Consider the following 25,900-nt stretch of genomic DNA (forward strand, 5'->3'; position numbering starts at 1 on the left):
ACAATTGTTCCCATTTTATTCACCTTAAAAAACATAGACATTAATTTTAAGAAAATAGTCTGTTCTTACCTGCGCATAAGTAACTTCCAACATCCTTCTTCATTCTTCCGGCCTTTTTTCATAATTTTGGAAGATGGAGATGATATATTTAATTATTGGGTTTGTTGCCGGTGGTATACTGGGAGCAGTGATATTGTATTTTGCACTGAAATCATCAATGGTTTCAAGAAGTTCTTATGATTCATTAAATACCCTATCTATTAAAACTCAATCTGATCTTGAAAATTCAACGCTGAAAATTCAGGAACTTAATCAGAATATCAGCAAAGAAAAAGATTTAAATATCCTACAGCAGGACCTGTTGGATGATCTGAAAAATGAGTTTTCTAAAATTTCTGCAGAACATTCTTCGCTCAATATTCAGTTTCAGGAATTGAAACAGCTCAATCAAAAACAGGCTTCCCAGATAGAAACCCACATTCTTGAAAAGCAGTCTATTTTTGCTAAAAACTCTGAGCTTTCAGCAAAAAATGAAGGTCTCCAAAAATCGCTGGATACTCAAAAAGATGAAATTGTAAAAATCCAGGAGGAGTCTAAGCTACAGTTTGAAAATCTGGCGAATAAGATTTTAGAGGAAAAAACAGAAAAGTTTACCACTTTAAATCAAAATAACTTAAAAAACATCCTGGAGCCTTTTCAGGAGAAAATTGCTGACTTAAAAAATAAAGTCAACGAAGCCTACGAAAAAGAAAATAAAGAACGTTTCTCTCTTGCTGAAAAAGTGAAAGAACTGGCTGAATTGAACCAACAGATTTCTGAGGATGCCAAAAAACTGACCCGCGCTCTGAAAGGGGAAAGCAAAACTCAGGGCAACTGGGGTGAAATGATTCTTGAAAGTATTCTGGAAAAATCAGGGCTGGTAAAAGGAAGAGAATACTTCCTGGAACATGAATTACGTGACGAAGATAATAATGCTTTATTCTCTGAATTTTCAGGAAAAAAAATGCGTCCGGATGCTGTGATAAAATATCCGGATGAAAGAAATGTCATCATTGATTCTAAAGTTTCTCTTACCGCTTTCACAGAATTAGTAGACGAAACCGATGCAGATGTGTACGCCATAAAAGTAAACCAACACCTTGGGTCTATCAAAAACCACATCACACAATTGAGTCAAAAAGCCTATGACGATTATGGAAAATCATTGGATTTCGTTATGATGTTTATTCCCAGTGAGCCCGCTTATATTGCAGCCATGCAGGCAGACCAAAACCTTTGGAATTATGCCTATGAAAGAAGAATCTTATTGCTTAACCCAAGTAACCTGATCACTTCCCTCAAGCTAATCGCTGATCTTTGGAAACGTGAGTACCAAAACAGAAACTCCATGGAAATTGCAGAACGTGGTGCCAAATTGTATGATAAATTTGTAGGTTTTGTGGAAAATCTGGAGAAAGTTGGGCGAAATCTTGACCAGGCGAAGAATGTATTTAATGATGCCTATAAACAGCTTCATACCGGAAATGATAATCTTGTCATCCAGACTCAAAAACTGAAATCATTAGGAATTAAAAATAAAAAAGATCTGCCTCAAAGTCTTATTGACAACAGTAATCTTATTGAACCATCGGAAAACTAAATCCCGGATTTTATGTTTTCTTTTGCCTCATATCCTTATCCAGCATCCGAATCCTTCAAAGAAATTCTTGTTTCTTCTCTGGGAGCCGGAATTTCTGTGTATTTGTTTCTGATTATTTTTCAACCCTTCGGTACGGAAAACTTTCATCATCCTTATAAGTTGATATTACTTTTTCCGTATTGTCTTATTTTTGGCACTTCTTTTTTTATTGCCAATCTTATAACTTCAAGGTTCACCCACTGGAATATTGGATCAGAATTGGTAAAAATAATTGTCATTTTATTTCTGGGATCTGTACTATCCTACTTTTACAATTCATTATTTTTAAGCCATGTAGAACTTGACCTAGGGAATTACTTCTATATGCTTCTTTATTCTCTGGCTGTCGGCATTCCGATATCGGTCATTTATATTTTATCACGGTATATTTATTTGAAAAACGTTCATGAAAATATGGCTAAAGATATTTCTCAGCATCTAGCTGTTTCTTTTCCTGATCAGCAACAAAGTCTAGTGAAAATATCAACACAAAATACTGAGCTTACCATCAAAGAGAATGATTTTCTGTGTGCCCAATCCATGGAAAACTATTGTACATTTTACTTTTTAGAGAATAATCGTGTAAAAAAGATGTTGGTCAGAATCAGTTTATCCTACGCTTTACAACAAATCGAAACAGGTTCCATCAAAAAATGCCATCGTTCTTATATTGTCAATCTTGGAAGGATAAAGAACCTTAAAGGAAACGCTCAGGGATATAAATTAATCCTTCCGGAGATCGATTTCGAAATCCCGGTTTCAAGAAGTTTTATTCCGGCAATTATCCCTCAACTGCAGCAACAGAATTCATAATTTTTGTCATTCGTCACTATTCCTTGCTATTCATCACATTAATTTGAAAGCATTGATTTAAAGCCACATTTTTGCTCAAAAATTAAATGTCATGAGTAAAAACATCCGCTTCTTTTCAATTTTCATTGTGGGTTTTACTACCTACTATTTTTTCGACCTTTTGTATTTCAAAAGTATCCAGACCTTCTCCAAAAATCTCTTTCAGAGTAAAGCCATAGCGCATGTTATTGCTTATTCGGTGACTCTAATTCCATTGGTGATCACTTCAAAAATGTTATTACCCAAAAGAAATATTCCCGATTTATTTTCTTTAAATAAGTCTATAATCAAAGGATTTTTCCTCGCTCTTATCGGAACCCTTCCCATGCTTATTGGATATCTGATTCATTTTAGACTTATCAGTATCATCAACTTTGAATCTTTGTTTATCAATACGGTTTCCTCACCTTTTTTTGAAGAAGTCATCTTCAGAGCTTTTCTTATCGGAATACTATACCGGTTTACCAGACTTGGTTTTCTATCTTCCGCTTTATTGGGTTCTTTACTGTTTGCACAGGTACATGTATACCAAAGTCAGGATATAACAGAGCTTGCCGAAATATTTGCTATTACATTTCTGGGATCATTATTCTTTGCCTGGGTGTATTTTGAATCGGAATATAACTTATGGACAGCAATTTTCCTTCATTTCTATATGAATCTGTACTGGGAAATCTTCCATGTATCGGAAAATGTTTCAGGAAACCTCTATGGAAATCTCTATAAAATACTTTCCATTATCGTGATAATAGCGGTTGTTATCTATTTTAAAAGAAAAAATAAAATCTCATTTGAGATAACCTGCAAAAGTCTTTTTATCAAAACCAGAGAACTTCAATCATAAATTTTGCATAATTTTGCGGAATGTTGATAGAAAGTTTTCAAAACGATAAAATAAAAAATGTCACTAAGCTCCTTACTGACAACAGGTTTCGTAAGAAATCAAATGTTTTTGTAGTAGAGGGCCAGCAAGAGAATGAAAGAGCAATGCAGTATGATTTTCAACCGCTGGAGTTCTTTATCTGTGAAAATATCTTTAAAGGAAGTCTTCCCGGAGGGAAAATTCATTATGTAAGTGAAAAAGTATACGAAAAAATAGCTTACAGAGGAAGTTCAGAAGGGATTATCGGGATTTATACTGCAAAAGACACTCCTCTTTCTTCATTTGTACCTAAAGAAAATTCTACCGTAATTATTGTTGAAGGAGTAGAAAAACCGGGAAATCTTGGTGCTATTTTAAGAAGCTGTGAAGCATTTGGCGTAGATGCACTGATTGTTGCTGACGGGAAAACCGATTTCTACAATCCCAATGTGATCAGATCGAGTGTAGGCTGTCTTTTCGGGATGGAAGTATACCAGGCTGAAAATGAAGAAACCTTAGCGTTTCTGCAAAAGAATAGTTTCAATATCTATACTACGCTTATGGATGAAAGCGCTGAAGACCTTTATAAGAGAGATTTCAAACAGCGTTCTGCTGTATTATTCGGTACAGAGCATTCGGGGCTCAGTGATTTCTGGATTGGAAAAGGAAAAAACACATTAATTCCTATGGCTGGAAGTATTGATTCTTTAAATCTGAGTAATGCTGTGGCCATTACCTGCTATGAATCTTTAAAACAGAAGAAGGGATAAATACGGATTGAGTATTATTTATATGATTCTCTATTAAACTTTGTTCTCAATGAGATTGCTTCGCTTTCGGCTCGCAATGACTAAGCATAAAAAAACCGTTTCACTGGGTGAAACGGTTCTTTTATTGTTAAGCGTTTGCTTAGAATTATTTCTTAGCAGCGTCTTTTGCAGCATCTTTAGCAGCAGTAGCAGCACCTTTAGCAGCATCAGCAGCTCCTTTAGCAGCTTCTCCAGCTCCTTTAGCAGCATCTTTAGCAACTTCAGCACCAGCAGCAGTTGTAGCAGCAGCAGCATCTTTAGTAGCTTCTACAGCAGTAGTTGCAGCAGAATCAACAACTTTAGCAGCAGAATCAGAAACTACAGCAGCAGAATCAGCTACGTTAGCAGCAGCAGAATCAGTTGTTCCTTCAGTAGAAGTAGCTTCAGTTTTTTTACAAGCAACTAGAGAGATTGCAGCGATAGCAGCTACGAATAATGACTTTTTCATAATAAATTAAATTTAATTTTGTTAATATTGTTTTATAAAATTTTATTCTGTTCTGTTATTTGAACAAGACAAAGGTAGAGCAGTTGGAAAGTTTGTTTATGAAAAATAATTGTAATACCTTTGTAAAATAGTTTTACAAATAAAAACAACTGATAATCAACAATTTAATTATTTTTTGAAAAATTGACAGATTTAGATCTTTTACACTTTGAGCAGCTAAAAAGGGATGTTCAGGGTCAATACTTAAAAGAGTATACCCCTTCACAGGATGATATTTCCAAGTGGAAGGGTATAGATATAATATATTTTCAGGAAGACCTGCGCAAAAAAGCAAAAGGTAACATCAGTGAAAAGTCATTTTACACCTATTTCAAAAATTCTCCAGTCACTAAATTACCGAGGATAGACATGCTTAATTTATTGAGTATCTATGCGGGTTATGACTCTTGGTATGAGTTCAAAAAAACGCATCTTTTTGCGGGTGAACTGTTACAGGAAAATGAGAATCTGGAGGAGGAAGAAATCGATGAACTTGAAAAAATAGTTTCAGCAGCTCCGGAGCTTCCAAAAAACGAAGTTCAACCTAAAAAAATTGAAATAAACACCGCTGAAAATACTGATTTACAAAAAACAAATACTGAAAATCAAAAAGTTACACAAAACACTACAACAACAAATAACGTTGAAATTTCATCCGTTCCATCCAAGAAAAGTTTCTTTAAAAAGAATGCCTGGGCACTGGTTACTTCGGTCTTGATTACCATTACAGGTCTTTTAGGATTTAAAGATGTTCTTTTTTCAAAAACATATAAATATTGTTTCATTGATAAGGACAGAGGAGTTTCTGTAATCAACACTTTAGAAATAATGGTGGTAAAAGAAAATGAATCACCTTTGATGTATAAAATAAAGCCGGGTGATTGTTTTTATTATTCTACCAAGGATAAGAATTTGAAAATGCGCATCAGTGCACCTTTCTATGAACCTCTGGAGGTGAACAGAAGCCTTGAAAACGCGCCTGAAGAAGAAAAAATAGAGCTAAAGCCGGATGATTATAAAATGGCAGTCTATTATTTCTCTATAAAAGATATAAAAGGAGGAAATCCAGATGAACAGTTTGCTCTTATTAAACAAAAAAGAAATCAGTTGGAAAATCTTATCAGCAGCAATGCTGTGATCTATCAGGTATATGACAATGATACCTATGGGATAGAAAGACTGGACAAACAGAAATATATCACTCTGGTAACCACTCCAACGACCTCACTGAAAAACCTGAATGTAATAGAAATGAAAAAGGATACGAAAGGAAAAATTGTATCCATCAAATTTAAAATTGCTACCACAGATGAAAAGAATAAATAATTTTTTAATTTTCACCGTGCTTCTGACTTTATTCATTGCCTGTAATAATAAAACCTCAGAGGTAAGCGACCTCGATAAACTACGAAACAGCAACAACGAAAAAAGCTATCCTGCTGTACAGATGGACAGCATGCAAGCGATCAATTCCATCACAAAACAGAAAGTTCAGGAACTTCTTGATCTTTCTACTCTGTATCTTACCGGAAACAGAAATACAGAAATAGATACTGTTATTTACTCACAGATGGAAAGCTATTTCCACAAACCTGATTCTTTAACCTTTAAAAAACTGTTGAAAGAGCTGGATAGTATGAAAGCAAAAACAGCAAAAGTGAGTAACCTTAATGTTTATAAAGAGTTTTACAAAAAAGATACATTGGACTATGCCAAGTTCAATGTGGAATATTTTGACAATAAAAACAAGTCTTTAGGAAGCTTTGAAAAGAATGCACAATATATACTGTTGTCTACTTCAAAGCTTAAAAAAGAATTTAAATTCTACTTTTTAGATTTTTATTCCAAACCGCTTAAGAAAGACAGCACTTCTGTAGGAGTCACCAAATAGTCCAGTGGAATATCATTTTCCCAGACATCATCCACATACTCATCGGGGTCAAAGTAATTGACTCCGATTTTTTTTGTATCCATCGAGATGCTTTGGAACAATCCGTCATAAAAGCCTTTCCCATACCCTACCCGATTTCCTTTTCCATCACAATACAACAAAGGGGTAATAACATACTTAAAATCCACCTCACCGGAATCCTCATTGGAAACAGGTTCTGAAATCCCCCAGCTATTGATTTCAAAAACAGTGTCTTCAAAAATTTCGATACTAATCAACTGATCACCTACAATTTTAGGAACGTAAACACGTATATTATTTGTTATAAAATATTGAATGAAGATTTGGGTATCAATTTCTTTTCTAGCCGCAATCGGGATAAAAACATGTACTTTTTCCGATTCTTTAGGCTTGAAATAATGAATAAAATTCTCAAAAATATTTTCAGATAACAAGAAAGCCTCATCTGTAGACAAGGCTTTTCTTTTTTGTATATATTTTTTTCTAAGTTCGGCTTTTAGCATGATTATTAAGTTATTGTAACTGAAATAATTCTTACCGGATAAGCTTTTTGAAGCTTTATCACTTATGATGAATTATGCGTTTTGCAAAATTCTATACAATTTATCAGATAAACGAACTCTGAATGGAAGTTCGAAAGTAACCTGATCTCCTATTTTTGCGGTTTCACAAGGACCTCCATTGGCGTAGATTTCAGTAATTGTAATTTCCTGTTCTCCTGTTGTAGGACCTGAAATTAATACTTTATCACCAACTGACAAATCTTTATTTTCAATTAAAAACTGTGCAATTTTTGATTTTGAGAAATAATGTTCTGCCCTACCAATCAATTCTTTTTTAACCGCTATCTTTTGGCGGATATTTTTCGTTTCAGCTTTTGCTAAAGGTTTGTCTGATAAATCTCCTGAATTTTTGAATTTCAGCGCATCGGATTTTCCTTTTCTGAACACTTTATTTCCAACCTGCAGTCCTTTTCTTAATGCTACCTGTTCTTCCCAAGGCAAATGTATTGTTTCTAAACATTCTGTAGAACAACAGTTCTCCATTGCAGCCTTGCATTCATCACACTGGATAAATAAAAGATGACAGGCATCATTCGCACAGTTGGTATGGTTATCACAAGGTTTTCCACACTGGTGGCATTGTGAAATAATATCGTCAGTAATTCGTTCTCCTAAACGGTGGTCAAATACAAAGTTTTTACCTATAAACTTGCTCTCTATTCCTTCTTCTTTTATCTGGCGCGTATATTCAATAATTCCGCCTTCCAATTGATAAACATTTTTAAAGCCCTTATGTTTGAAGTAAGCGCTGGCTTTTTCACAACGAATTCCTCCCGTGCAATACATCAACAGGTTTTTATCTTCTTTAAAGTCCTGTAATTGCTCGTTGATAATCGGTAAACTTTCTCTGAAATTCTCCACATCCGGAGTAATAGCTCCTTCAAAGTGTCCTACTTCACTTTCGTAGTGATTTCTGAAATCGACAACAATCGTATTCGGATCTTCCAATAAATTATTGAATTCCTGTGCTTTTAAGTGTATTCCTTTATTGGTAACATCAAAAGTTTCGTCATTCAATCCGTCAGCAACAATTTTATTTCTGACCTTTATCGTTAGTTTTAAAAAAGAATAATTGTCTTGATCTACCGCTACATTCAAACGGATTCCTTTCATGAAGTCATAAGCTTCCAGCGTATTACGAAATGCCTCAAACTGATCCGCAGGAACACTCATCTGAGCATTAATTCCTTCATGAGCAACATAAATACGGCCAAGCGCATCCAGTACGTTCCAGGCTATAAATAATTCGTCGCGAAATTTTTTGGGATCTTCAATTTTGGCATACGCATAGAAAGACAAAGTAAGACGGTCTTTACCGGCTTCATCAATAAGTTGAGCTCTTTCTTCTGCGCTTAAGGTGTTATACAGTTGCATGCTATAAACGTTTTAAGTGAGAATAAAATTTTTGCAAAGATAATAATTTTTGAATTAAGTATCTTTATGACACTAATCACAAACAATAAGTAATGACCTGCCAGCAGTGAAAAAACAGATTACTTTATATCATGAGACTGCCATATTTTCTTTAATTTTTTTTTAAGTTTTGTTAACTATGACATTAACAATTATGACATAAGGCATAAAATGATATAATAGCCGTTAAATTTTAGTTAAAATTGAAACATAGCATACTAATTGCTTACTTATTTAACATTAAATTTGTTTACTCAAAAACATAAAAAGAAAAATTAATTAATAAACAAGAAAGATATACAATGAAGAGTACTTTAAAAAAACTATTACCTTTTGCAGTAGTAGGAGTAATTTCCGGAGCTACTACCGTTGGAGCCCTACAATATTTTGGACACACCTCCAACAATGGAGATCAATCTTATTTCACAACATCAGCACCAAACACCTCGTTTGCAGGAATGAACACGGGAGCAGTAGGTGATGACTTTGTAAAAGCAGCCAAAACAACCGTTCCAGCTGTAGTTACCATTAAAAATTACCAAAGCAGAACCACAAGCAGAGCTTCAGAACAGGATCTGTTCGACTTTTTCTTCGGAGATCCTTTCGGCGGAGGAAAAGGGCAGCAGAGACAGAAACCGCAGCAGGCTCCTGACAATATGCCATCGGGAATGGGTTCTGGTGTCATCATCTCTCCAGACGGTTACATTATTTCCAACAACCACGTAGTTGCAGGTGCAAATAAGCTGGAAGTTGTATTGAGCAATAAGAAATCATACATCGCTACTTTGGTAGGAACAGACCCTAATACAGACATTTCCCTATTAAAAATTGAAGAAAAAGGTCTTCCTTATTTAAATTTTGCGAATTCAGATAATATCGATGTTGGACAATGGGTACTTGCCGTAGGAAATCCACTTGGGTTGAATTCTACTGTAACAGCAGGTATCGTTTCTGCTAAAGGAAGAGGTATTGGTATTCTTGGGGGGCAGGGAAAAGCAACGAACCCTATTGAAAGCTTTATCCAAACAGATGCTGCAATCAACCCGGGTAACTCTGGAGGAGCTCTTGTCAACACCAATGGAGAATTGATCGGAATCAACTCTGCAATCCAATCTACAACAGGATATTATCAGGGATATGGATTCGCAATTCCTTCTAACTTAGCGAGAAAAATTATTGAGGATATCAAAAAATTCGGAATTGTACAGAGAGGATTCTTAGGGGTTCAATCTTTAGATCTTTCGAATGATCAATTGGTGAATTCCTATAATAAACAGTTCAAGACTAATCTTAAAATAGGATCCGGAGTATATGTTACAGGATTTGGTGAGAAAAGTGGAGCTGAAGATGCAGGTCTGAAAAAAGGAGATATCATCACTAAAATAGACAGCTATGACATCACAGATTTTGCTGATCTGTCTATGTCTATCGGAAGCAAACGTCCAGGTGATAAAGTACAACTAACGTACACCAGAGATGGTAAAGTAAATACAACCAGCGTTACTCTTAGAGATCAGAAAGGAGGAACTTCCACGAAGACGAAAGCAGACCTTACGGTAACTGAAAAAATCGGAGCTGAATTTGACCCTCTTACAGAACGTTTCAAAACAGAATACGGACTGAATAGTGGTGTAGTCGCTAAAAGCGTATCTGAAGGCAGCGAAATGGCTAAAATCGGAATCGTAGACAACTACATCATCATCGAAGTCAATGGTAAACCTGTCAATTCACAGAAAGATGTAGAAAAGATCCTGGATAAATACCAAGGAAATGTACAGGTGAAGTTTGTGGATGACTACGGAAGAATCTATACAAAAGGATTTAAAATGCCTTAATCAAAAAACAAAGTTAGTTTTTCATATCAACAAAAAACGCTGCAGATCTGCAGCGTTTTTTTTATATTTTATTTAGGTTTATTCATTTTTTCAGCGATTCTTTTCTTCTTGTTCCGCTCATAAATAATTTCTACAATTTTACCTCCGATCCAGGAAAACGGAAAGAACGTAAGGAAAATAGAGATCTTATAAAATGTAGGATGATAAGGAAATATAATGACATCCAACATCGCAATAAAGAGCATAATAAAGCCGATCAGAATAGCATAGGCTACTTTAGCGTATTTAACGATAATGGCTGTTGCTACCCCACCAATGGTTGTTCCCAATCCGGAAATAAACAACAGGAAACCGAAAAATGCCTTATCATCTTTCATACTGAAAAGAAACCTCTGCCAATGCTCAAACGGAGCAAAAGCATCAAAAGTAATCCATTGCGGAAAAGCTCTTATTCCAAGAGTAATAATAAGCCCTGCTATACCAAGACCCAACAAAACCGCAATTGTATTTCTAAAAAAATTCATTAATCCTGATGTGCAATCATAGAAATTTCGATATCCACATTTTTAGGCAGACAAGAAACCTGTACTGTTTCACGTGCAGGATAGCTTTCAGAATCTAAATAAGATGCATAGATATCATTCATTACAGCAAAATCATCCATACTCTTAAGGAAGATCGTAGCTTTTACAACGTTTTTGAAAGTCATTCCGGCTTCCGTAAGAATAGCTTCAAGGTTTTTCATTACCTGGTGCGTTTCTTTTTCAATTCCTTCTACCAATTTACCAGTTGCAGGATCTACAGGGATCTGTCCGGAGATATATAAAACTCCGTTTGCCATATTAGCTTGTGAATAAGGCCCGATCGCTGCAGGAGCATTAACTGTGTTGATTATTTGTTTCATAGCGGATATTTATTTTTTTCTAAGGTCATATACAATCACTATCTGCTGTATTCGTTGGTATGAGAATTTCGCCAACAGTGATTTCATTAGAATTTATTTTGGTTGCAAATATAAAATTTATATTCACAAATGCCAATCTGATATTAGAAAGGTGCATTCGGCTGGGTAAAGCTTCTGTCTTTGTACTTCAATGCATCACTTAAGATATTGGCTTTTATACCAATAAAGAAGTCATATACTTTGTACTGACCGAAAGGAACCCAGTTAAAATTGATCGTAAAACTTCGCTGATCTCTTGAAAAGCCAATTCTTGTATACGCCAATTCTTTAGTCACCATGTCATAATGTGTACTTCCGTTGATATTCCAGTAAGGAGTCAGCTTGATACTACCATCCAGCCCAATGGATGCAATTTTATTGGCAAACCTGCTCAATCCTTTTGAGTAAGCATAGTTCGCACTGATATTTAAAGTCCATGCCTGATCAAAGTGGGCGTAATGATCATCATCAAAATAATAATTTTCATTTCGGACCTCTCCTTTTGAAGAATATTTTTTAGCATAATCGGTCTTCTCTCCAAAAATCTCGCTGCTCAAAGGATACGATAACTGAACATTGAATCCCTGTACACTGAAATGTCCGAACTGCTCTGTTCTGATTCCTGTATCCTGCCCCGAAGAATAATCTATCCTATACGGCTCCAATGAAAGACTGGTATTTACAGTAAGTTTGTTATTGAAGAATGAAGATTGTCCGTTGATTGAAAATACAGACCAAGGGTGATCTTTAGCAGCAAAGTTGTAGCTTCCAGCAAGGTTTAAAGATTCAAAGATCTTGATTTTTTTCACTCCCGTAGAATCGCTCTTAGACTTTACTTTCATCTCGATATTGTTACCGATATTGAAACCTAAAGCTCCTACCATTCCACTTGACGGACTTCCGATGATTCCTTTTTCGAAAATAGAATAAGGAGTCAAAGCTCCGGTTGCGTTATAATAGTTTTTATAGTATCCGAAGTTAGGACTTGAGAAATCCGGTGCATACGTGAACCCAATACTTGGAGTCATCATGTGTCTCACCGCTTCCACTGCGGATCCTTTTTTGAATTTCAACATTCCATAAAGCGTTGTCTGAAGACTGGCTGAAGTAGAGAAAGTAGAATATCCGGTAAGGTTTTTATTGATCTCATCAACGGTTACATTCTTTATTGGATCATAATATCTGTTAAGCGTTTTCGTTGTCAAAGCATTGTCGATATTGGCACTTAAACTGAACGTGAAATACTTTGCTAAAGTTGTATTGGTTGCCAGTGCGATGTTATTTTTAAGCCCTGTCTGCATTTTATCCCACATTTCTTTTTTAAACAACTCATTTTCCTGAGTATTTACAAAATTGGTAAGGTTAAAACCGGTATTCACCGTAATATTTTCAAGAAGTCCTGTTCTTATACCCGTTCTTGATTTGAATAGATAAAACTGGTTGATGGCTACATTCATCTGTGGAAGACGAAGATCCGCCAGTCCTGTTGCAAAGTTTTGAGAATAGGAAGCCGTACCTGTAATCGTTGCCGGAAGTTTCAGAAATCTTTTGGTAAGGGTTACCGTAGAGTTCTGCTGGGTATTCAATACATTCTGGTTGAAAATATAGTTGTTGTTAAGCGGATTGTTATAAAACTTTGTACTCACAATATCTACGGAAGCACTGAAGGTAAGAAACGGATTCGCTTTAGAATCCTGAGAGTGCGTCCAGTTGATTCTATAGGTACTGTTTTTGGTATAATCATCCAAACCTTTGATTCCTCTCACCATCGTACCAATATCTGCCGTAAAGTTTCCGGAGTATCGGTATTTTTTCTGATAATTTATCTGAGGACGTATATTCCAGCTTCCTTTTGTATAAATATCAGCCAGTACTTTAAGATCAAAATGCTCTCCAATCGGCTGATAATACCCTATCCCGTTAAGGAAAAATCCTACATCTTCTCTTTCCCCGAAACTTGGGATCAGGATCCCTGCAGCCCTTTTATCTGAAAACGGCAAAATAGCAAACGGAAGATAAAGAGGCGTCGGAACCTGCTCTATAAACATTTGAATAGGCCCTGTAACGATCTGCGATTTATTTTTGGTTTTTATCAGCTTAATATTATAAGCTCTCATAAAATAATCCGCAGCGGTATCTTTTTTCTTAATGAAATAATCATCCGTGGTATAATCCGCTTTTCTCATCGCGAATACAGAATCGTTATATTTTTTGGTCTTCTGAGCGATAATCACCCCTTCACTTTCTTCTGTTCTTGCATTGAAAGCGATGGCTTGTTTGGTTTTTGTATTATAGCTGAATTCGTTGGTCTCGTATTTTTTCCCGGCCTGTGTGGTAATTACAGGTTCGATGATTTTTCCTAAAGAGTCTTGCTTTCCTCTCGCGTAGATCAAACTTTTATTATCATCAATAGAAATATAATCTGCATCAATCTGCATATCCTGGTACTTTACCTGCGCATTTTTGTTCAGGAAAGTCATCTTTTTAGGGATGTCTCTCCTCTGATCGTCAGCTTTTGTACGAAGAATATCATCAAGAGATTCTTTTTTTACAACTATGGTATCCTTTTTGGAAATAGTATCATTAACCGCATTTTTAGGCAATTTTTCAGGAGTTTTCTGTGCTAAAAAATTGTTAAAAATTAGGATAATTAAAATTTGTAATATATTTTTGAGGACGGTTTTGGCCAATTTTATTAGATATGATTAAGGCCCAAAATTAATATAATTTTTATAACTGTAAGATGCACAAACAAAATTTTAAAATAATTTTATCATTTCTCCTTCTCCTTACCAGCAACTTTATTTTCTCTCAGAAGAAGTTTACTATCGTTCTGGATGCGGGACACGGAGGAAGTGATCATGGGGCCAACAGGTCTTATTCCGACATCGGAAGAGTCGCAGAAAAAGATATTACACTTGCTATTACATTAAAAGTAGGAGCCATGTTAGAAAAAAACAGAGACTTCAAAGTAATATACACCCGTAAAATCGACGAGTACCCTTCTCTATCCGACAGAACCAATCTGGCTAACAGAAGTAAAGCAGATCTTTTTATATCCATTCACTGTAATTCTTCTCAAAGACCTACAGCCTATGGTACAGAAACCTATGTACAGGGGCCTAACCAGAACAATGAGAACCTTGAGGTTGCCAAAAGAGAAAATGACGTAATCTTCCTGGATGAAAAAGACAGGCAGACATTCGGATCTTATAATGCTGATTCTCCGGAGTCATTAATTGCCTTAAAACTTCAGCAGAATAAATATCTGGAATCAAGTCTTCTTTTGGGAGGATTAGTAGAAGATAATTTTGTGAACAAAGACAAAAGATCTTCAAGAGGGGTTTTCCAGAAGAACCTTCACGTTCTGCGTATGAATGCCATGCCATCTGTACTTATCGAAACAGGTTTCATCAACCATCCTGAAGAAAGTCATTATATTGCTTCAGACAAAGGACAGACTGAGATTGCAGAAAGTATTTATAATGCCATTATAGATTATAAGAAAGCTATTGATAGAAAATCAGGGGGGTCTCTTACGGTTAAAAAGCCTGAGCCTGAAAAACCAGCTGAAGCACCTTTGAAAAATGATTTCAGAATTCTATTGATGAGCTCTCCTACAAAATACAACGAAAATGATCCTGCCCTGAAAGGACTGAATTATATTCTTACTCTTAAAGAAAATGGTCAATACAAGTATTACTATGCTGTAACCAATATGGCTTCTGTAAAAGACATCAATCTTAAAACCGCTAAAGACGCAGGTTTCAGAAACTCTTTTGCGGTAGGATTCATGCCGAACCAGAGGATCAGCATGGGATATTATACGATAGAAGTCTATGCCGGTGATAAGTTGAATGGTAATTCTTATATCCTTCAGAACTTGAAAGATGTAGAAAGGGAGAAAGATAATGGAGTCTTTTATTACACCTATGGAAAAGTATATACCCTGGAAGATGCCGTAAAACTTCAAAAAGATCTTGAGGCTAAAGGCGTAAAAAACACCGTGATCCAAAAAGTTTATAAATAATTTTAAAAAGAAATTTTGAGGTTAAAAAGTTAATTGTTATTTTTGCAACCTCAAAATTTGGCCTATTCGTCTAGTGGTCAGGACTCAAGATTTTCATTCTTGCAACAGGGGTTCGATTCCCCTATAGGCTACAAATTACAAACCTTTAACTGATGCAGTTAAAGGTTTTTTATTGGCTATTTTCTGCTATTCTTCCCTTTCAAAATCATTTTAAATAGGATTGTTTTTGGACAATCTGATAAAACAATCAAACGTATGCAGCTATAGCATATTGACAATCTGAGGATTACTATTCTGGATAATGAAAATACCCTTCTATTTACTTTATATATTACAAAAGTGTTATATTTGCAAAAATTTCAACCATAATTGGTCACACAAATATGGTCGCACTGATGAAAAAAAATATTGATAAATCATTGTCTGTAGTTTTCTACAGGCTACCAAATTTTATATCATGCCGGATTTAAAAATACAAGAAGCGAAATTGCTTTTTAAGAAAATCCACTCTAACCCAAAAAGTTATGATTTACAAATCAATGAAGGCGGGATTACAGGCAAAGATGATAAAATCAGTTTCAGGCTTTACAGGACTGGAGAAAGGATTGCTTTTGAAGTAACAATTGACGGACTTACTTTCACCAATACCACTGGAGAATGGAATAATGCACTGATCATGCTAGGAAATACGATCAAAAAAATAGAGAAAGAACAAGAAAATTTAAAAATAGAACAAGCAATAAATAAGCTTAGAAAATACCTATCAGAAGAAAATTAAAAATTTTCAAAATAAATTTGGTAGTTTAAAAAAAAGTTTATAGTTTTGCACTCACATTTAAACGATATGGCAAATCATAAATCAGCGTTAAAAAGAATCAGACAAAACGAAACTAAAAGACTTCGTAACAGATATTATCACAAGACTGCTAGAACAGCATTGAAAGCCTTAAGAGGTGAAGAAAACAAAGCTGTTGCTACAGAGCAACTACCAAAAGTTATCGCTTTACTGGATAAATTAGCTAAGAAAAATATTATCCACAAAAACAAGGCGGCTAACTTGAAGAGTAAATTAACAAAGCACGTTAATAAATTAGCGTAAAAGTATAGCTGGCCCGTTCGTCTATCGGTTAGGACCTCAGATTTTCATTCTGGTAAGAGGGGTTCGATTCCCCTACGGGCTACTTCAATTTAAAAAACCACTGTATAACATCAGTGGTTTTTTAAACACAAAGTAGAAAAGCTATTCTTTACAACAAAAATCTAACCGGCCCGTTCGTCTATCGGTTAGGACCTCAGATTTTCATTCTGGTAAGAGGGGTTCGATTCCCCTACGGGCTACAAGATTAAGAGTTGATACTTATAAAAACAAAAGCTAACACGTTATTTCGGTAACGGAAGATAGAGGGCCCGTTCGTCTATCGGTTAGGACCTCAGATTTTCATTCTGGTAAGAGGGGTTCGATTCCCCTACGGGCTACAAAAAGACTTTTTCGAAAGTCTTTTTTTTGTTTCTATATAGTAAGACTGTATTACAGTAAGCTCTATTCAAAAGATCTACATCTTTAGGTCATCACTATATTGGTTTTCCCAGCCACACTACAGCTAGATCAAAGCAATACTATTTCCCTTCACCTAAAGCTCTCCCATCAGTCAAGGACCATCTGTTATTTTTACTCCTAATTGAGAAGTCATATTAATTCTCATTAAAATATCACCAATAATAGAAATATTATTTTCTACTTTTCACATTAATGCCTAAATTTGAATAAAACTATTCATTCTAAAAAAAAATAACATGAAAATTAATTTACTTTTGGGAAACCAATTCTCTTTTAAAGCTGGATTAACGGCTTTATTTTTATTTTCTGCCAGCACATTATCTTTTGCGCAGAACAGAATTTATGCACACGCTCAAAGTTCTGGTGTATTTGGGGTAGCATGTCTTGGCTGTCGTGTAGACAATCCTCAGAATGCAATCGGCAGTAACGAAGATGACTATTCAACAATGGTATTGGGCACAGCTTTATTAGGAGGAATCCAGCAAACCCTGACTTTTCCCGATTTAAGATCGGACACCAGACTCGTTGTAGGAATCGGAACAGACAACATCCCTTTATCTGTACAATTATTAAGTGGAGTAACTCTTGAGACCATGAACGGGGGAACTTCCAATGATGACCGCAGAACCGTTGATGTAAGTCTTCTTAAACTGGGAGCAACACCTAACAGAGGTACGGTAGAATTCAAGCCAACTAAACCTTATGATGGAATTAGAGTTGGCTTAACCGGAGGTGTATTAAGCCTTGGTGGCGGATTCAGAATTTATTATGCTTACCAGGATCCATTGGCAAATATTATGGCCCACAGCCAAAACGGACAGGTAACCCTTGGTGGAAATGTTCCTGTGGAAGATTCTGAAATTACATTGTTCAATACTTCCGGGAAAGAAGTGTTCCGTTCTGTAGTAAAATCCAATACATTTGAATCTAAACAGCCAGAAGGGGTTTATATTATGAACGTAAAAACCAAAGAAGGAAAAACTTATTCCAAAAAGATTATCATAAAATAATTAAATAATAGATCAATTAATACGGTAGACTTATCCAAGTCTGCCGTATTTTTTTGCATTCGTTTTCAGAGAAATACAAAATATTTTTCATTAAATAAAAAATAAATTCATAATCATAAATATCAACAAATTATTAACAAATCACATAAATATGAAATAAAATAAGCAACATAATCATTTTATTTATAAATTTACAAAAAGCTAAAACCCAAAATTTTCCATATATGAAAACTTATTTATTACTTAGCCAACACACTATGAAAGCTGCTGTTCTGGCATCATTTCTATTTTTAACAAGCACGATGTCTTTTGCACAGATTGTAAAAACATATGCAAGCAGCCAAACTAATCAGGTATTGGGAGTATGCTTGGGCTGTGGTGTATTGAACCCTCAAAATGCAGTAGGAAGTAACGAAACTGACTACTCTACGATACAGGTTTCAGTAGGGCTTCTGGCGAGAACAGAACAGACCTTGATCTTCCCTACTTCTAATATCAATAACAACACCAACAAACTTGTTATTGGAATTGGCTCAAATGGAACTCCTCTATCTGCTCAGGTATTGGGAGGCGTATCTATTGAAACATTTAACGGAAATGTTTCCAATAATGATTACCAAAATCTTAGCGGCACCTTAATCAAACTTGGAGACACAGATCCAAGCAAAGGTGAAATCGAACTTACAATGAATATTCCTTTTGACCGTGTTAAAATAAACGTGAATTCAGGGTTATTGAATATTGGTGGTGAGCTTAGAGTGTACTATTCTTATCAGTACAAAGATCCATTCATCAATTTCATGGCTCACAGCCAAAACGGATTGTTTACTCTTGACAAAAATGTTTCTGCAGAAGGTTCGGAGGTTTCTTTAACCAATACTTCAGGAAAAGAAGTATTCCGTTCTAAGCTGACATCAAACACGTTTGAAACGAAACAGCCACAAGGAGTATATATTATGAACCTTACCACAAAAGAAGGTAAGTCGTATTCTAAAAAGGTGATCATCAAATAAAAAAGATCCATAACAAATCGAACCCGGCAAGCTTTTCAAGCTTGCCGGGTTTTTTATAAGCTTAATTCATGACAGTTGTTAATAATTTAAAAATTTCACATATGTATTATAAAAAACCCTGACCAGTTTTGGTCAGGGTTATAGTAACAAGATTGCTATCTAAACTCGTATTAGTTTTTAATCAGTTTTTGCTGATAAACAGCTTTATCTGTCACGGCTTTCAGAATATAAATACCTTTTGGAAGTGTGCTTACATTGATCTGTCCGTTGTTCAACTGTACATTAACAGCTCTACCAGAAGCATCATAAATAGAAACACTCTGAATTTTCTCCTGTGTTTTAATCGTAAGGATATCAGTAACCGGATTAGGGTAAATCCCGAACTCAAGTTTCTTCACCTCAGCCGTAGCTAATGTTGAAGCTGTACTGTTTACTGTAATTGTTTTCTCTACCAACTTACCATTCGAGTTGAAGCTGATCACAATATCAGATGTTCCTGAAGTAAGCGGCGTAATAACCAGCTCGTCATTATTATTAATAGCAACAGAAACTGCCGTAGGATTGCTGTTTGATTTGATAGATTTCACTACTGATACGACCATATTATCAGCGTCAGAAACTATTGATTTAAGATCAATCGCTGTGGTAGTTCCAGCCGTAACCTGTGAAGGTAAAGTATTACTTACAACAGGAGCTGAGTTATTAGTAAATACCGCCAATGAAGGGAACCAATAATAATCATTCAAAATTTTGGTATTGATAAGAGCTCCTGTCATATCATAGGTATGAATCCAGTTTTTCTGATAGTGTGCACCATATCCGCTTTCTGTTGTATTCAGAACAAGTTCTCCTGTAATAGGGTTTACACGAAGAGCTGCACCGTAAGGGATCTGCTTAAATTGTCCTGTCTGTCCGGGAATGGCAGCAAAATTTTCGTTAAATGTTTTAGTGGTAACATCGAATCTCACAATTTGTGTTCCTGAACTCCAGCTGCTCAATGAGTTGATCCAGTATAAAGCATTTTCTTTGTTACTTGCTGAAAATTTACCTGCATTCCATGCTCCCCAGTCACCAATGTACTTCGTTGTAGGAATATTGTAAATTTGTGTTGCGAAAGTAGTAGGATTAATGCTGATCAGCTTTTGATCCTGAATTCCCCATACACTTCCATCTTTAGCCTGAGCAACTGAGTAGAAGCCTCCTGCAATTGTACTCACTACCGTATCTGTATTAGGATCGATTACTAGAATTCCTGTTCCTTGTTTCACGGCAAATACATATTGTGAAGTACGAATCATGTTTCCGATCTGTCCGGTTCCGCCTGTTCCGGCAATTAAAGTACCAACCTGTAAATTGTCTATATTAAAAAGAACAATTCCTGTAGAAGTTCCAATATATCCTTTATGCTCGTTTACTCCTACAAAAGATCTTCCATCACCGCCTCCGATGTTGTTGAATCCTGCAATTTTCTGCATTGTCTGCGCATTAGCTACCACAAGTCTTCCTCCGGGAGTATATTGAGTATCTCCTCCATCAGCAGCCTGTTTTGATACAAAATAAAATTTGTCACCATAGATCGTTCCAAACTGCGTAGTTGCTCCGAAAGCCTGGTTATTGTTAGCGTTACTGTACACACGGTAATTGATCTGGCCATTATTATCAATGAAATTAACAGATCCGTTGGTATGACCATACCATTCCTCATTCACCATAAAATATCCATTGGTGAAGTTGGTAGAAGCTACATATGGCGAAACCGGTGTGATGGTGGAAGAAACAGGAGTTTCATTAAACCCTACATTAAAATTCCAAACATCCCATGACCCGTTTTCCAATATACGTGAGGAAGCTCCTAAGCTGGAATATCCAAAATCGGCATCTGCCGGATTCTTTACCCAATACGCCCAATATCCGTTCACTGTCCAGCCTGACTGCCAGTGATCATTGGCAGCATCTACAATGGTATAGCTGTCAAAATCATAAGCTGTAGTATTGACAAAACCATTTACCGGATATAAAGGATAAGTGGTGTTTCCGCTTTTGACCAGTGCATTGATGTTCTGTCCATTAAGGTCAAAACCTATTCCTCCGACAGCTGATCCAAATTGAGTTCCCTGATACAGTAATGTGTATAGTCTGTGATCTGCTTTAGCAATAGCCTTCAGCATGTCTTCTCCTGTGGCGTTTCCATCCCATTTGAATCCCCAAACCATAGCATCAGGGTTTTTACTATCATTCCACTGCACGACAAAAGCAGCCTGATTGGATCCTGATCCTACCCAATACTGGATATCAGAAAAACTGATCGTAGTGGTATTAAGCTTGCTGATCCCGGCAATATCATTCCGGGGTACACCTTGAACTTTTATCTGTGCATTTGATACGCATGCAAACAGAAAAAACATCATAAAAAGATAAAACTTTTTCATTCTTTTTTAATTTAAATAGATTGTATTATTGAATCGTTATTTGAAATGTAAATCATAAGCTCCTGCCACTTCTGTGGAAACTTCACCCAGCCAGCCAGCTTCCTGATTGACTCCTGTATATATTTTCATAAAATCAACACCCGGAAGCTTTACATATTTTCCACTTCTGTCTACCGCCCAGGAAATATCAATATTGGAAGCTTCATCATTATTCGGAGCATTATCTGCATATCCGAAATCATATGATTTTCCTACCCAATAGGATCCATTCCCGCTCTGATCATAAAAATTATTTGCCAGTCTGGTTCCTGAAAAGCTGTAAGAAGGATCTGTAAACCATAAAGGATAATAACTTTGTACGTGAAAAGTGTTTTTTGTTTTAAAACCCTGATTGCCCAGATTATCATTCCATTTGATATATTCTACATCGGTCTGCCAGAATTCACTTCCGGCTACAGGAATTTTATTTTCATCTGGTTTATGGTAGGTAATACTGTAATCTTTTACGGTTCCATTTTTGAAATATTCACTGCCTGCAATTTCGTACCACTCGTCATTATCGGGTTTCCCGTTTTTGTTTCTATCGTAGGCAACCATAATAATTCCCGGCTCACAAGATCCTGAACGCTGATCACTGGCATCACTTCCAAAGAATGCATTTCCCAGTATTTTAAAATCCCGTCCATTCAGATTCGGAATCGTGTGATCAAACCCGAAAACAACATATCCACCATATCCGCCAAGAGTGATCATGGTAGAATTACCCCCTACCAATGATTCGTTTGCTTTCTGAAGCATATTTGCGGCTGTATATCCTGGTAAATATTCCGGAATTTCGTTCATGAACTGTCCTACAGCAGGACGAAACTCCAATACTTTGGCAATATATTTACTGTAAGGAGTTTTTTCTTTGGTAACGATGATTTTTGAATGATAAACCTGCTCGGTTCCTTTATTGTTTATTTTTAAAGTCAAAGGATAAGCATCAGCTTTCGTACTGATAAATTCAAGTTCTGAATTTTGAGAAATAATAGAATCATTAATACTCCATACAACTGATCCTGAAGCATTAGTAGGAATGCTCAACACTCTAAAACGTTCAATGGTATAGGAGTCATCAAGACCATTAAATGTAAATTCATCTTCATCATCATGTTTACAAGCTATCACACCTATCAGGAAACATGATAAAACTCCGATTTTTAAATAAGTAAAGGTATTTCTGTTCATTTCTTAAAGTTTGGTTATTTGTATAAAAAAGCGAAGTGGGCAGGGATATTTCCACCTTCCGTTTTCCATTTAAAGTGTCCGTTTTTATCAAAGCAGTACACAAACCCCATTGATACGTAATTTCTGGCGTCTGTCATATAAATATCTTCTGTGATGGGATTTACTGCAATTCCGTAAGGTGTTTTAATGGCATCTTCATATTCTTTATCAAAAATTCTGTTGGCGATGATCTGTTCTGTTTTTACATCAATGATCCCAAAGCTCTTTTTATAACTGTGGGTATTGTAATTGAATTCGTTTCCGTAGAAATAAAGTTTATCATTGACTATCGTCATTTCACTCACAGAGAGATTGAAATTTTTCTTCACAGTTCCCGTGGCCGCATCTATTAAATAAAGACTGGAAGGAACGTTATAATAATCTCCTCTTGAGGTTACATACAGATCACCATAATTGTCTTTTTTAATGTGGTGAAGGTTGATGGCCACATTTATTTTTTTGAGTTCAGTAAAAGTATTCAGGTCTATTACGGAAACGGTATTATCATAATCAGGGGCTTTGTATCCTCCGGAATTGGCAACAAATAATTTATTTCCTACAATCTCCATTTCTTCCGGCTGATAGCCCACTACGACTTCCCTCTGGATGGAAAGAGAAGTGGTGTCAATCTCCACTACTTTTCCTTTAGGTGCTTTTGGATTAATAGCTACAGGTCCGGCATAGCTGCTGGCATAAGCTTTCCCGTCTTTAAAGGCAAGATATCTGCAGTTTTGTAATGGAATAGAGGTAATACGCTTGGCTGTTTTAGCATCCAGAACTTCAATTTTGTTGGAAACATTGACAACAATGTAGAGTTTACTTCCGTAGACTTTGATATCATTTCCTACATCTCCCAGCTCTTTTACGACATTGGGGTTAATTTCTGCGTAGATATTTCGGTAATAGGTTCCTTTGGTGTAATCAAAAAAATCCAGGGTACATTTATTGCTTCCCATATTTCCTTCATTCAGCATGTAAAAGCCTTTTATAACAGTATTTTCTGAGGGAAGTCCTTCTACCACTTCCTGACGGACGATGACGTCATCTGTACGGCATGAAGTAAGAAAAGCTAATACAAGAAATAGAAAATAAAAGTTTAGTTTTCTCATAGGGTGAAGTTTAGAATAAGTTTAAAGTTTCTTCCGGGCATTGGATAATTGATGACAACATCATAATATTGGTTGAAAATATTATTCATTTCAAGGCTTACTTTAAATTGATGATTGGCCCAGTTGAATTTTTTCTGAACAGACAGATCATGAGTATACCATGGCTGTACATAATTGTATTGAATATTGTCCTGGTTCACATCATAGCGTTTTCCTACATACATTGCACTGTAATTGAAACTCCAGTCTTTATAGTCTGCCATCAGGCTGAATGATCCGCTATGCCAAGGTGTATAAGGGATCTGATTCTTATAGAATGTATCCTCCGGATCAGTCATATCCCTTGCACTTTGATAAGTGTAGGAAAGCAATGGTCTAAGTTTTACTTTCCCCAGCTGCATTTCCGTCTGAAGATTTACATCTGCTCCAATGATTTCAACCATTCCCAGGTTCATCATCAGCCAGCGGAACATACTTCCGTTAGGTGCGGCTACAATTTTATCCTGCACCTTGTTATAATAGCCGTCTACTTTAGCATAAAAGCTTTTAAAGAAGTGGTTGTTATAATTCTTCTGATAGGTAAATCCTACATCATATTGATTGGTAAATTCCGGTTTCAGATACGTGTTTCCGATATTGGTATAATACAAATCGTTGAAGGTTGGAAGTCGGAAAATCCTTTTATAGAAAGCTCTAAGAGTAAGCTCCGGAATGATCTCAGGCTGATAGCTCATAAATACGGCAGGTGTCCACTCTCTTGCATCTCCCGGTCTTTTGTTTTTTCTTACTTCTTCAAAGGTAAAGGTTCCTAAAAGGCTTCCCAGAATTTTGAATCTGTTCCACTGATATGTTGTTGCCAATGCTACCAATGTGGTGTAACGTGTAGGATAAGAAAAGTTATCCAGATTGGCATCCAGATTATTGTACTGAAAATCTCCACTCAGACTGACATCCCAATTGGGTGTGATAGAATAGATATTGGATGAGGAAAGATAGAGTTCTCGTTGGATATAGGTGTTATCGTTATAAATAATAGACTGCGAACGAACCGTATCCATGAAATGGGTATAATCGTAAGCAAATTTTGCTTTCAGCTGGGTTTCAAATTTTGGAAACAGCTTTTTTCGAAGATTAGCCTGTACAAAATAATTTTCATCGGAAAGTCTTGCGCCTCTCCCTCCAAAACGACCATTGACAATAGGTGCCGGCATGCCACGGTCTGAAATATAACCATAACCTCTGATGTTCCAGCTTCCGTTATTTAAGGTTCCGTTGAGAGAAGTTTCAAAACGCTTTGCTTTGATATCCGAGTCCTGTCTCTTTGCGATGGTATCATAGGCCTGTTGTCCATCAGGATATTTCTTAGCATACCGGAATCTATAAATTCCGTCACTCTGCATAAATTCTCCACTGAAGCTGGCAGAAACTTTGCCTGAAATCTTCTGCTCTAATCGGAATGATGGATTGAAAAGATCAATGGAAGCACTTTTTGCTCGTATAACCAAATTTGTTTTTCTTGCTCCTTTAAATACAGGAGTTTTAGGCTGTAAATAGATAGATCCCGAAGATCCGAAGTCTTTTGCCGGCTGGAAGATTTCACTTTTCTGCCCGTTATACAATGATATTTCTTCCAGATCATCCAAAGAATATCTTCCCAGATCTACCAGTCCGTTTTGGGCATTTCCCAGTTGAATCCCATCATAGAAAACACCTACATGCTGGCTTCCCATACTCCGGATATTAATGGTTTTCAAACCACCCAAACCACCATAGTCTTTGATCTGAACGCCGGAAAAATACCGCAGAGCATCTGCTACAGAATGACTGTTCAGTCTTTCCAGCTGCTCGCCCTGTAAGGTTTGTGCCGGAAGGATTTCTTTAAAATTCTTTTTGTAAAGATTGATTCCTTTAATGGTCTCTTCCTCCAGACTATCTTTTTTCTTGGTTTGGGAAAACAAAAGTTGAGATGTTATCACCAGTATTGTGAAAACAGCTTTATGAATTGTAGAAGTAGTTAGTTTTGCTGCCATTAGCTCATTTAAGATAATGATGACACTAATGGATATAAGAAAACAACGACAAAGCACAGCTATCACTGCACAGAATCATTGATGTCCTAAGCTTTATT

The 25,900-nt window shown here is 36.1% G+C and carries 22 protein-coding genes and 4 tRNA genes; 16 read left to right on the top strand and 10 right to left on the bottom strand.

Features of this window, described 5'->3' with window-relative positions; all coding sequences use genetic code 11:
• The first annotated feature begins 133 nt into the window (after positions 1 to 133).
• From AC07UM_RS10470 to AC07UM_RS10485, 4 genes are all read left to right on the top strand, one after another.
• On the top strand, positions 134 to 1,639 hold the full coding sequence (locus AC07UM_RS10470; RefSeq protein ID WP_494683549.1) for a DNA recombination protein RmuC: 1,506 nt from the start codon (positions 134 to 136) through the stop codon (positions 1,637 to 1,639).
• A 12-nt stretch (positions 1,640 to 1,651) separates the two neighbouring features.
• Positions 1,652 to 2,491: a LytTR family transcriptional regulator DNA-binding domain-containing protein gene (locus AC07UM_RS10475; protein WP_494683548.1), complete on the top strand. Its 840-nt coding sequence runs from the start codon at positions 1,652 to 1,654 to the stop codon at positions 2,489 to 2,491.
• A 91-nt stretch (positions 2,492 to 2,582) separates the two neighbouring features.
• On the top strand, positions 2,583 to 3,374 hold the full coding sequence (locus AC07UM_RS10480) for a CPBP family glutamic-type intramembrane protease (RefSeq protein ID WP_494683547.1): 792 nt from the start codon (positions 2,583 to 2,585) through the stop codon (positions 3,372 to 3,374).
• A 20-nt stretch (positions 3,375 to 3,394) separates the two neighbouring features.
• Positions 3,395 to 4,162: a TrmH family RNA methyltransferase gene (locus AC07UM_RS10485; RefSeq protein WP_494683546.1), complete on the top strand. Its 768-nt coding sequence runs from the start codon at positions 3,395 to 3,397 to the stop codon at positions 4,160 to 4,162.
• 145 nt (positions 4,163 to 4,307) lie between these two features.
• Here the strand turns inward: AC07UM_RS10485 and AC07UM_RS10490 are convergent, their stop codons facing one another.
• Positions 4,308 to 4,649: a hypothetical protein gene (locus AC07UM_RS10490; protein ID WP_494683545.1), complete on the bottom strand. Its 342-nt coding sequence runs from the start codon at positions 4,647 to 4,649 to the stop codon at positions 4,308 to 4,310.
• A 183-nt stretch (positions 4,650 to 4,832) separates the two neighbouring features.
• On the opposite strand from AC07UM_RS10490, the gene AC07UM_RS10495 reads away from it, so the two are divergent.
• Together AC07UM_RS10495 and AC07UM_RS10500 are read left to right on the top strand one after the other, a co-directional pair.
• Complete coding sequence (locus AC07UM_RS10495; RefSeq protein ID WP_494683544.1) at positions 4,833 to 6,014, top strand: hypothetical protein; 1,182 nt, start codon at positions 4,833 to 4,835, stop codon at positions 6,012 to 6,014.
• Positions 5,998 to 6,579, top strand: coding sequence for a hypothetical protein (locus tag AC07UM_RS10500; protein WP_103232467.1), 582 nt, complete (start codon positions 5,998 to 6,000; stop codon positions 6,577 to 6,579). Before AC07UM_RS10495 ends, AC07UM_RS10500 begins: the two co-directional genes overlap by 17 nt.
• Here the strand turns inward: AC07UM_RS10500 and AC07UM_RS10505 are convergent.
• Positions 6,528 to 7,103: a 5-formyltetrahydrofolate cyclo-ligase gene (locus tag AC07UM_RS10505; RefSeq protein WP_494683543.1), complete on the bottom strand. Its 576-nt coding sequence runs from the start codon at positions 7,101 to 7,103 to the stop codon at positions 6,528 to 6,530. The genes AC07UM_RS10500 and AC07UM_RS10505 overlap by 52 nt on opposite strands.
• 72 nt (positions 7,104 to 7,175) lie before the next feature.
• A complete protein-coding gene (trhO, locus tag AC07UM_RS10510; RefSeq protein ID WP_494683542.1) occupies positions 7,176 to 8,537 on the bottom strand; it encodes an oxygen-dependent tRNA uridine(34) hydroxylase TrhO in 1,362 nt (453 codons plus the stop codon).
• A 341-nt stretch (positions 8,538 to 8,878) separates the two neighbouring features.
• Here trhO and AC07UM_RS10515 point away from each other — a divergent pair, with 341 nt between their 5' ends.
• Positions 8,879 to 10,411: a trypsin-like peptidase domain-containing protein gene (locus AC07UM_RS10515; RefSeq protein WP_494683541.1), complete on the top strand. Its 1,533-nt coding sequence runs from the start codon at positions 8,879 to 8,881 to the stop codon at positions 10,409 to 10,411.
• A 68-nt stretch (positions 10,412 to 10,479) separates the two neighbouring features.
• Here AC07UM_RS10515 and AC07UM_RS10520 read toward each other — a convergent pair whose 3' ends face one another.
• From AC07UM_RS10520 to AC07UM_RS10530, 3 genes are all read right to left on the bottom strand, one after another.
• Positions 10,480 to 10,935, bottom strand: coding sequence for a hypothetical protein (locus AC07UM_RS10520; RefSeq protein WP_103232464.1), 456 nt, complete (start codon positions 10,933 to 10,935; stop codon positions 10,480 to 10,482).
• Positions 10,935 to 11,315, bottom strand: coding sequence for a RidA family protein (locus tag AC07UM_RS10525; RefSeq protein WP_034694591.1), 381 nt, complete (start codon positions 11,313 to 11,315; stop codon positions 10,935 to 10,937). Before AC07UM_RS10525 ends, AC07UM_RS10520 begins: the two co-directional genes overlap by 1 nt.
• A 143-nt stretch (positions 11,316 to 11,458) precedes the next feature.
• Positions 11,459 to 14,044: a putative LPS assembly protein LptD gene (locus tag AC07UM_RS10530; protein ID WP_494683540.1), complete on the bottom strand. Its 2,586-nt coding sequence runs from the start codon at positions 14,042 to 14,044 to the stop codon at positions 11,459 to 11,461.
• Between the two features lie 53 nt (positions 14,045 to 14,097).
• Between AC07UM_RS10530 and AC07UM_RS10535 the strand changes: the two genes are divergently transcribed.
• The 9 genes from AC07UM_RS10535 to AC07UM_RS10575 all read left to right on the top strand — a co-directional run bounded on the left by AC07UM_RS10535 (position 14,098) and on the right by AC07UM_RS10575 (position 18,965).
• A complete protein-coding gene (locus AC07UM_RS10535) occupies positions 14,098 to 15,384 on the top strand; it encodes an N-acetylmuramoyl-L-alanine amidase family protein (RefSeq protein ID WP_494683539.1) in 1,287 nt (428 codons plus the stop codon).
• Positions 15,385 to 15,443: 59 nt separating this feature from the next.
• Positions 15,444 to 15,515: transfer RNA gene (locus AC07UM_RS10540), tRNA-Glu, on the top strand.
• A 326-nt stretch (positions 15,516 to 15,841) separates the two neighbouring features.
• On the top strand, positions 15,842 to 16,162 hold the full coding sequence (locus AC07UM_RS10545; RefSeq protein ID WP_109737771.1) for a hypothetical protein: 321 nt from the start codon (positions 15,842 to 15,844) through the stop codon (positions 16,160 to 16,162).
• Positions 16,163 to 16,228: 66 nt separating this feature from the next.
• Complete coding sequence (gene rpsT, locus AC07UM_RS10550; RefSeq protein ID WP_103235339.1) at positions 16,229 to 16,483, top strand: 30S ribosomal protein S20; 255 nt, start codon at positions 16,229 to 16,231, stop codon at positions 16,481 to 16,483.
• A gap of 10 nt (positions 16,484 to 16,493) precedes the next feature.
• A tRNA-Glu gene (locus tag AC07UM_RS10555) sits at positions 16,494 to 16,565 on the top strand.
• Between the two features lie 85 nt (positions 16,566 to 16,650).
• Positions 16,651 to 16,722: transfer RNA gene (locus AC07UM_RS10560), tRNA-Glu, on the top strand.
• Between the two features lie 66 nt (positions 16,723 to 16,788).
• Positions 16,789 to 16,860 (top strand) — tRNA-Glu (locus AC07UM_RS10565).
• Between the two features lie 318 nt (positions 16,861 to 17,178).
• Positions 17,179 to 17,952, top strand: coding sequence for a T9SS type A sorting domain-containing protein (locus AC07UM_RS10570; protein ID WP_494683538.1), 774 nt, complete (start codon positions 17,179 to 17,181; stop codon positions 17,950 to 17,952).
• 224 nt (positions 17,953 to 18,176) lie between these two features.
• On the top strand, positions 18,177 to 18,965 hold the full coding sequence (locus AC07UM_RS10575; RefSeq protein ID WP_494683537.1) for a T9SS type A sorting domain-containing protein: 789 nt from the start codon (positions 18,177 to 18,179) through the stop codon (positions 18,963 to 18,965).
• A 170-nt stretch (positions 18,966 to 19,135) separates the two neighbouring features.
• On the opposite strand, the gene AC07UM_RS10580 is transcribed toward AC07UM_RS10575, so the two are convergent.
• Genes AC07UM_RS10580 through AC07UM_RS10595 form a run of 4 tightly spaced genes read right to left on the bottom strand, consistent with a single transcriptional unit; the run spans position 19,136 to position 25,802 of the window.
• Positions 19,136 to 21,394, bottom strand: a complete 2,259-nt coding sequence (locus AC07UM_RS10580) for a T9SS type A sorting domain-containing protein (protein WP_494683536.1) — start codon at positions 21,392 to 21,394, stop codon at positions 19,136 to 19,138.
• A 36-nt stretch (positions 21,395 to 21,430) separates the two neighbouring features.
• Entirely contained in the window at positions 21,431 to 22,624 is a 1,194-nt protein-coding gene (locus AC07UM_RS10585) for a cell surface protein (protein WP_494683535.1), read from the bottom strand.
• A 14-nt stretch (positions 22,625 to 22,638) separates the two neighbouring features.
• A complete protein-coding gene (locus AC07UM_RS10590; protein ID WP_494683534.1) occupies positions 22,639 to 23,772 on the bottom strand; it encodes a YncE family protein in 1,134 nt (377 codons plus the stop codon).
• The gene (locus tag AC07UM_RS10595; RefSeq protein ID WP_494683533.1) at positions 23,769 to 25,802 is read right to left on the bottom strand and encodes a TonB-dependent receptor plug domain-containing protein; all 2,034 of its coding nucleotides are present in this window, start codon (positions 25,800 to 25,802) and stop codon (positions 23,769 to 23,771) included. The genes AC07UM_RS10590 and AC07UM_RS10595 overlap by 4 nt, the downstream gene beginning before the upstream one ends.
• Positions 25,803 to 25,900 lie beyond the last annotated feature (98 nt).

Source organism: Chryseobacterium sp. GW821-FHT04C04 (assembly GCF_059420365.1).

What these genes read in the sequence shown, in the direction of transcription:
- AC07UM_RS10470 (WP_494683549.1), top strand. Translation starts at nt 134, where the DNA reads ATGGAGATGATATATTTAATTATTGGGTTTGTTGCCGGTGGTATACTG.
- AC07UM_RS10475 (WP_494683548.1), top strand. Translation starts at nt 1,652, where the DNA reads ATGTTTTCTTTTGCCTCATATCCTTATCCAGCATCCGAATCCTTCAAA.
- AC07UM_RS10480 (WP_494683547.1), top strand. Translation starts at nt 2,583, where the DNA reads ATGAGTAAAAACATCCGCTTCTTTTCAATTTTCATTGTGGGTTTTACT.
- AC07UM_RS10485 (WP_494683546.1), top strand. Translation starts at nt 3,395, where the DNA reads ATGTTGATAGAAAGTTTTCAAAACGATAAAATAAAAAATGTCACTAAG.
- AC07UM_RS10490 (WP_494683545.1), bottom strand. Translation starts at nt 4,649, where the DNA reads ATGAAAAAGTCATTATTCGTAGCTGCTATCGCTGCAATCTCTCTAGTT.
- AC07UM_RS10500 (WP_103232467.1), top strand. Translation starts at nt 5,998, where the DNA reads ATGAAAAGAATAAATAATTTTTTAATTTTCACCGTGCTTCTGACTTTA.
- AC07UM_RS10505 (WP_494683543.1), bottom strand. Translation starts at nt 7,103, where the DNA reads ATGCTAAAAGCCGAACTTAGAAAAAAATATATACAAAAAAGAAAAGCC.
- trhO (WP_494683542.1), bottom strand. Translation starts at nt 8,537, where the DNA reads ATGCAACTGTATAACACCTTAAGCGCAGAAGAAAGAGCTCAACTTATT.
- AC07UM_RS10515 (WP_494683541.1), top strand. Translation starts at nt 8,879, where the DNA reads ATGAAGAGTACTTTAAAAAAACTATTACCTTTTGCAGTAGTAGGAGTA.
- AC07UM_RS10520 (WP_103232464.1), bottom strand. Translation starts at nt 10,935, where the DNA reads ATGAATTTTTTTAGAAATACAATTGCGGTTTTGTTGGGTCTTGGTATA.
- AC07UM_RS10525 (WP_034694591.1), bottom strand. Translation starts at nt 11,315, where the DNA reads ATGAAACAAATAATCAACACAGTTAATGCTCCTGCAGCGATCGGGCCT.
- AC07UM_RS10535 (WP_494683539.1), top strand. Translation starts at nt 14,098, where the DNA reads ATGCACAAACAAAATTTTAAAATAATTTTATCATTTCTCCTTCTCCTT.
- AC07UM_RS10545 (WP_109737771.1), top strand. Translation starts at nt 15,842, where the DNA reads ATGCCGGATTTAAAAATACAAGAAGCGAAATTGCTTTTTAAGAAAATC.
- rpsT (WP_103235339.1), top strand. Translation starts at nt 16,229, where the DNA reads ATGGCAAATCATAAATCAGCGTTAAAAAGAATCAGACAAAACGAAACT.
- AC07UM_RS10570 (WP_494683538.1), top strand. Translation starts at nt 17,179, where the DNA reads ATGAAAATTAATTTACTTTTGGGAAACCAATTCTCTTTTAAAGCTGGA.
- AC07UM_RS10575 (WP_494683537.1), top strand. Translation starts at nt 18,177, where the DNA reads ATGAAAACTTATTTATTACTTAGCCAACACACTATGAAAGCTGCTGTT.
- AC07UM_RS10580 (WP_494683536.1), bottom strand. Translation starts at nt 21,394, where the DNA reads ATGAAAAAGTTTTATCTTTTTATGATGTTTTTTCTGTTTGCATGCGTA.
- AC07UM_RS10585 (WP_494683535.1), bottom strand. Translation starts at nt 22,624, where the DNA reads ATGAACAGAAATACCTTTACTTATTTAAAAATCGGAGTTTTATCATGT.
- AC07UM_RS10590 (WP_494683534.1), bottom strand. Translation starts at nt 23,772, where the DNA reads ATGAGAAAACTAAACTTTTATTTTCTATTTCTTGTATTAGCTTTTCTT.
- AC07UM_RS10595 (WP_494683533.1), bottom strand. Translation starts at nt 25,802, where the DNA reads ATGGCAGCAAAACTAACTACTTCTACAATTCATAAAGCTGTTTTCACA.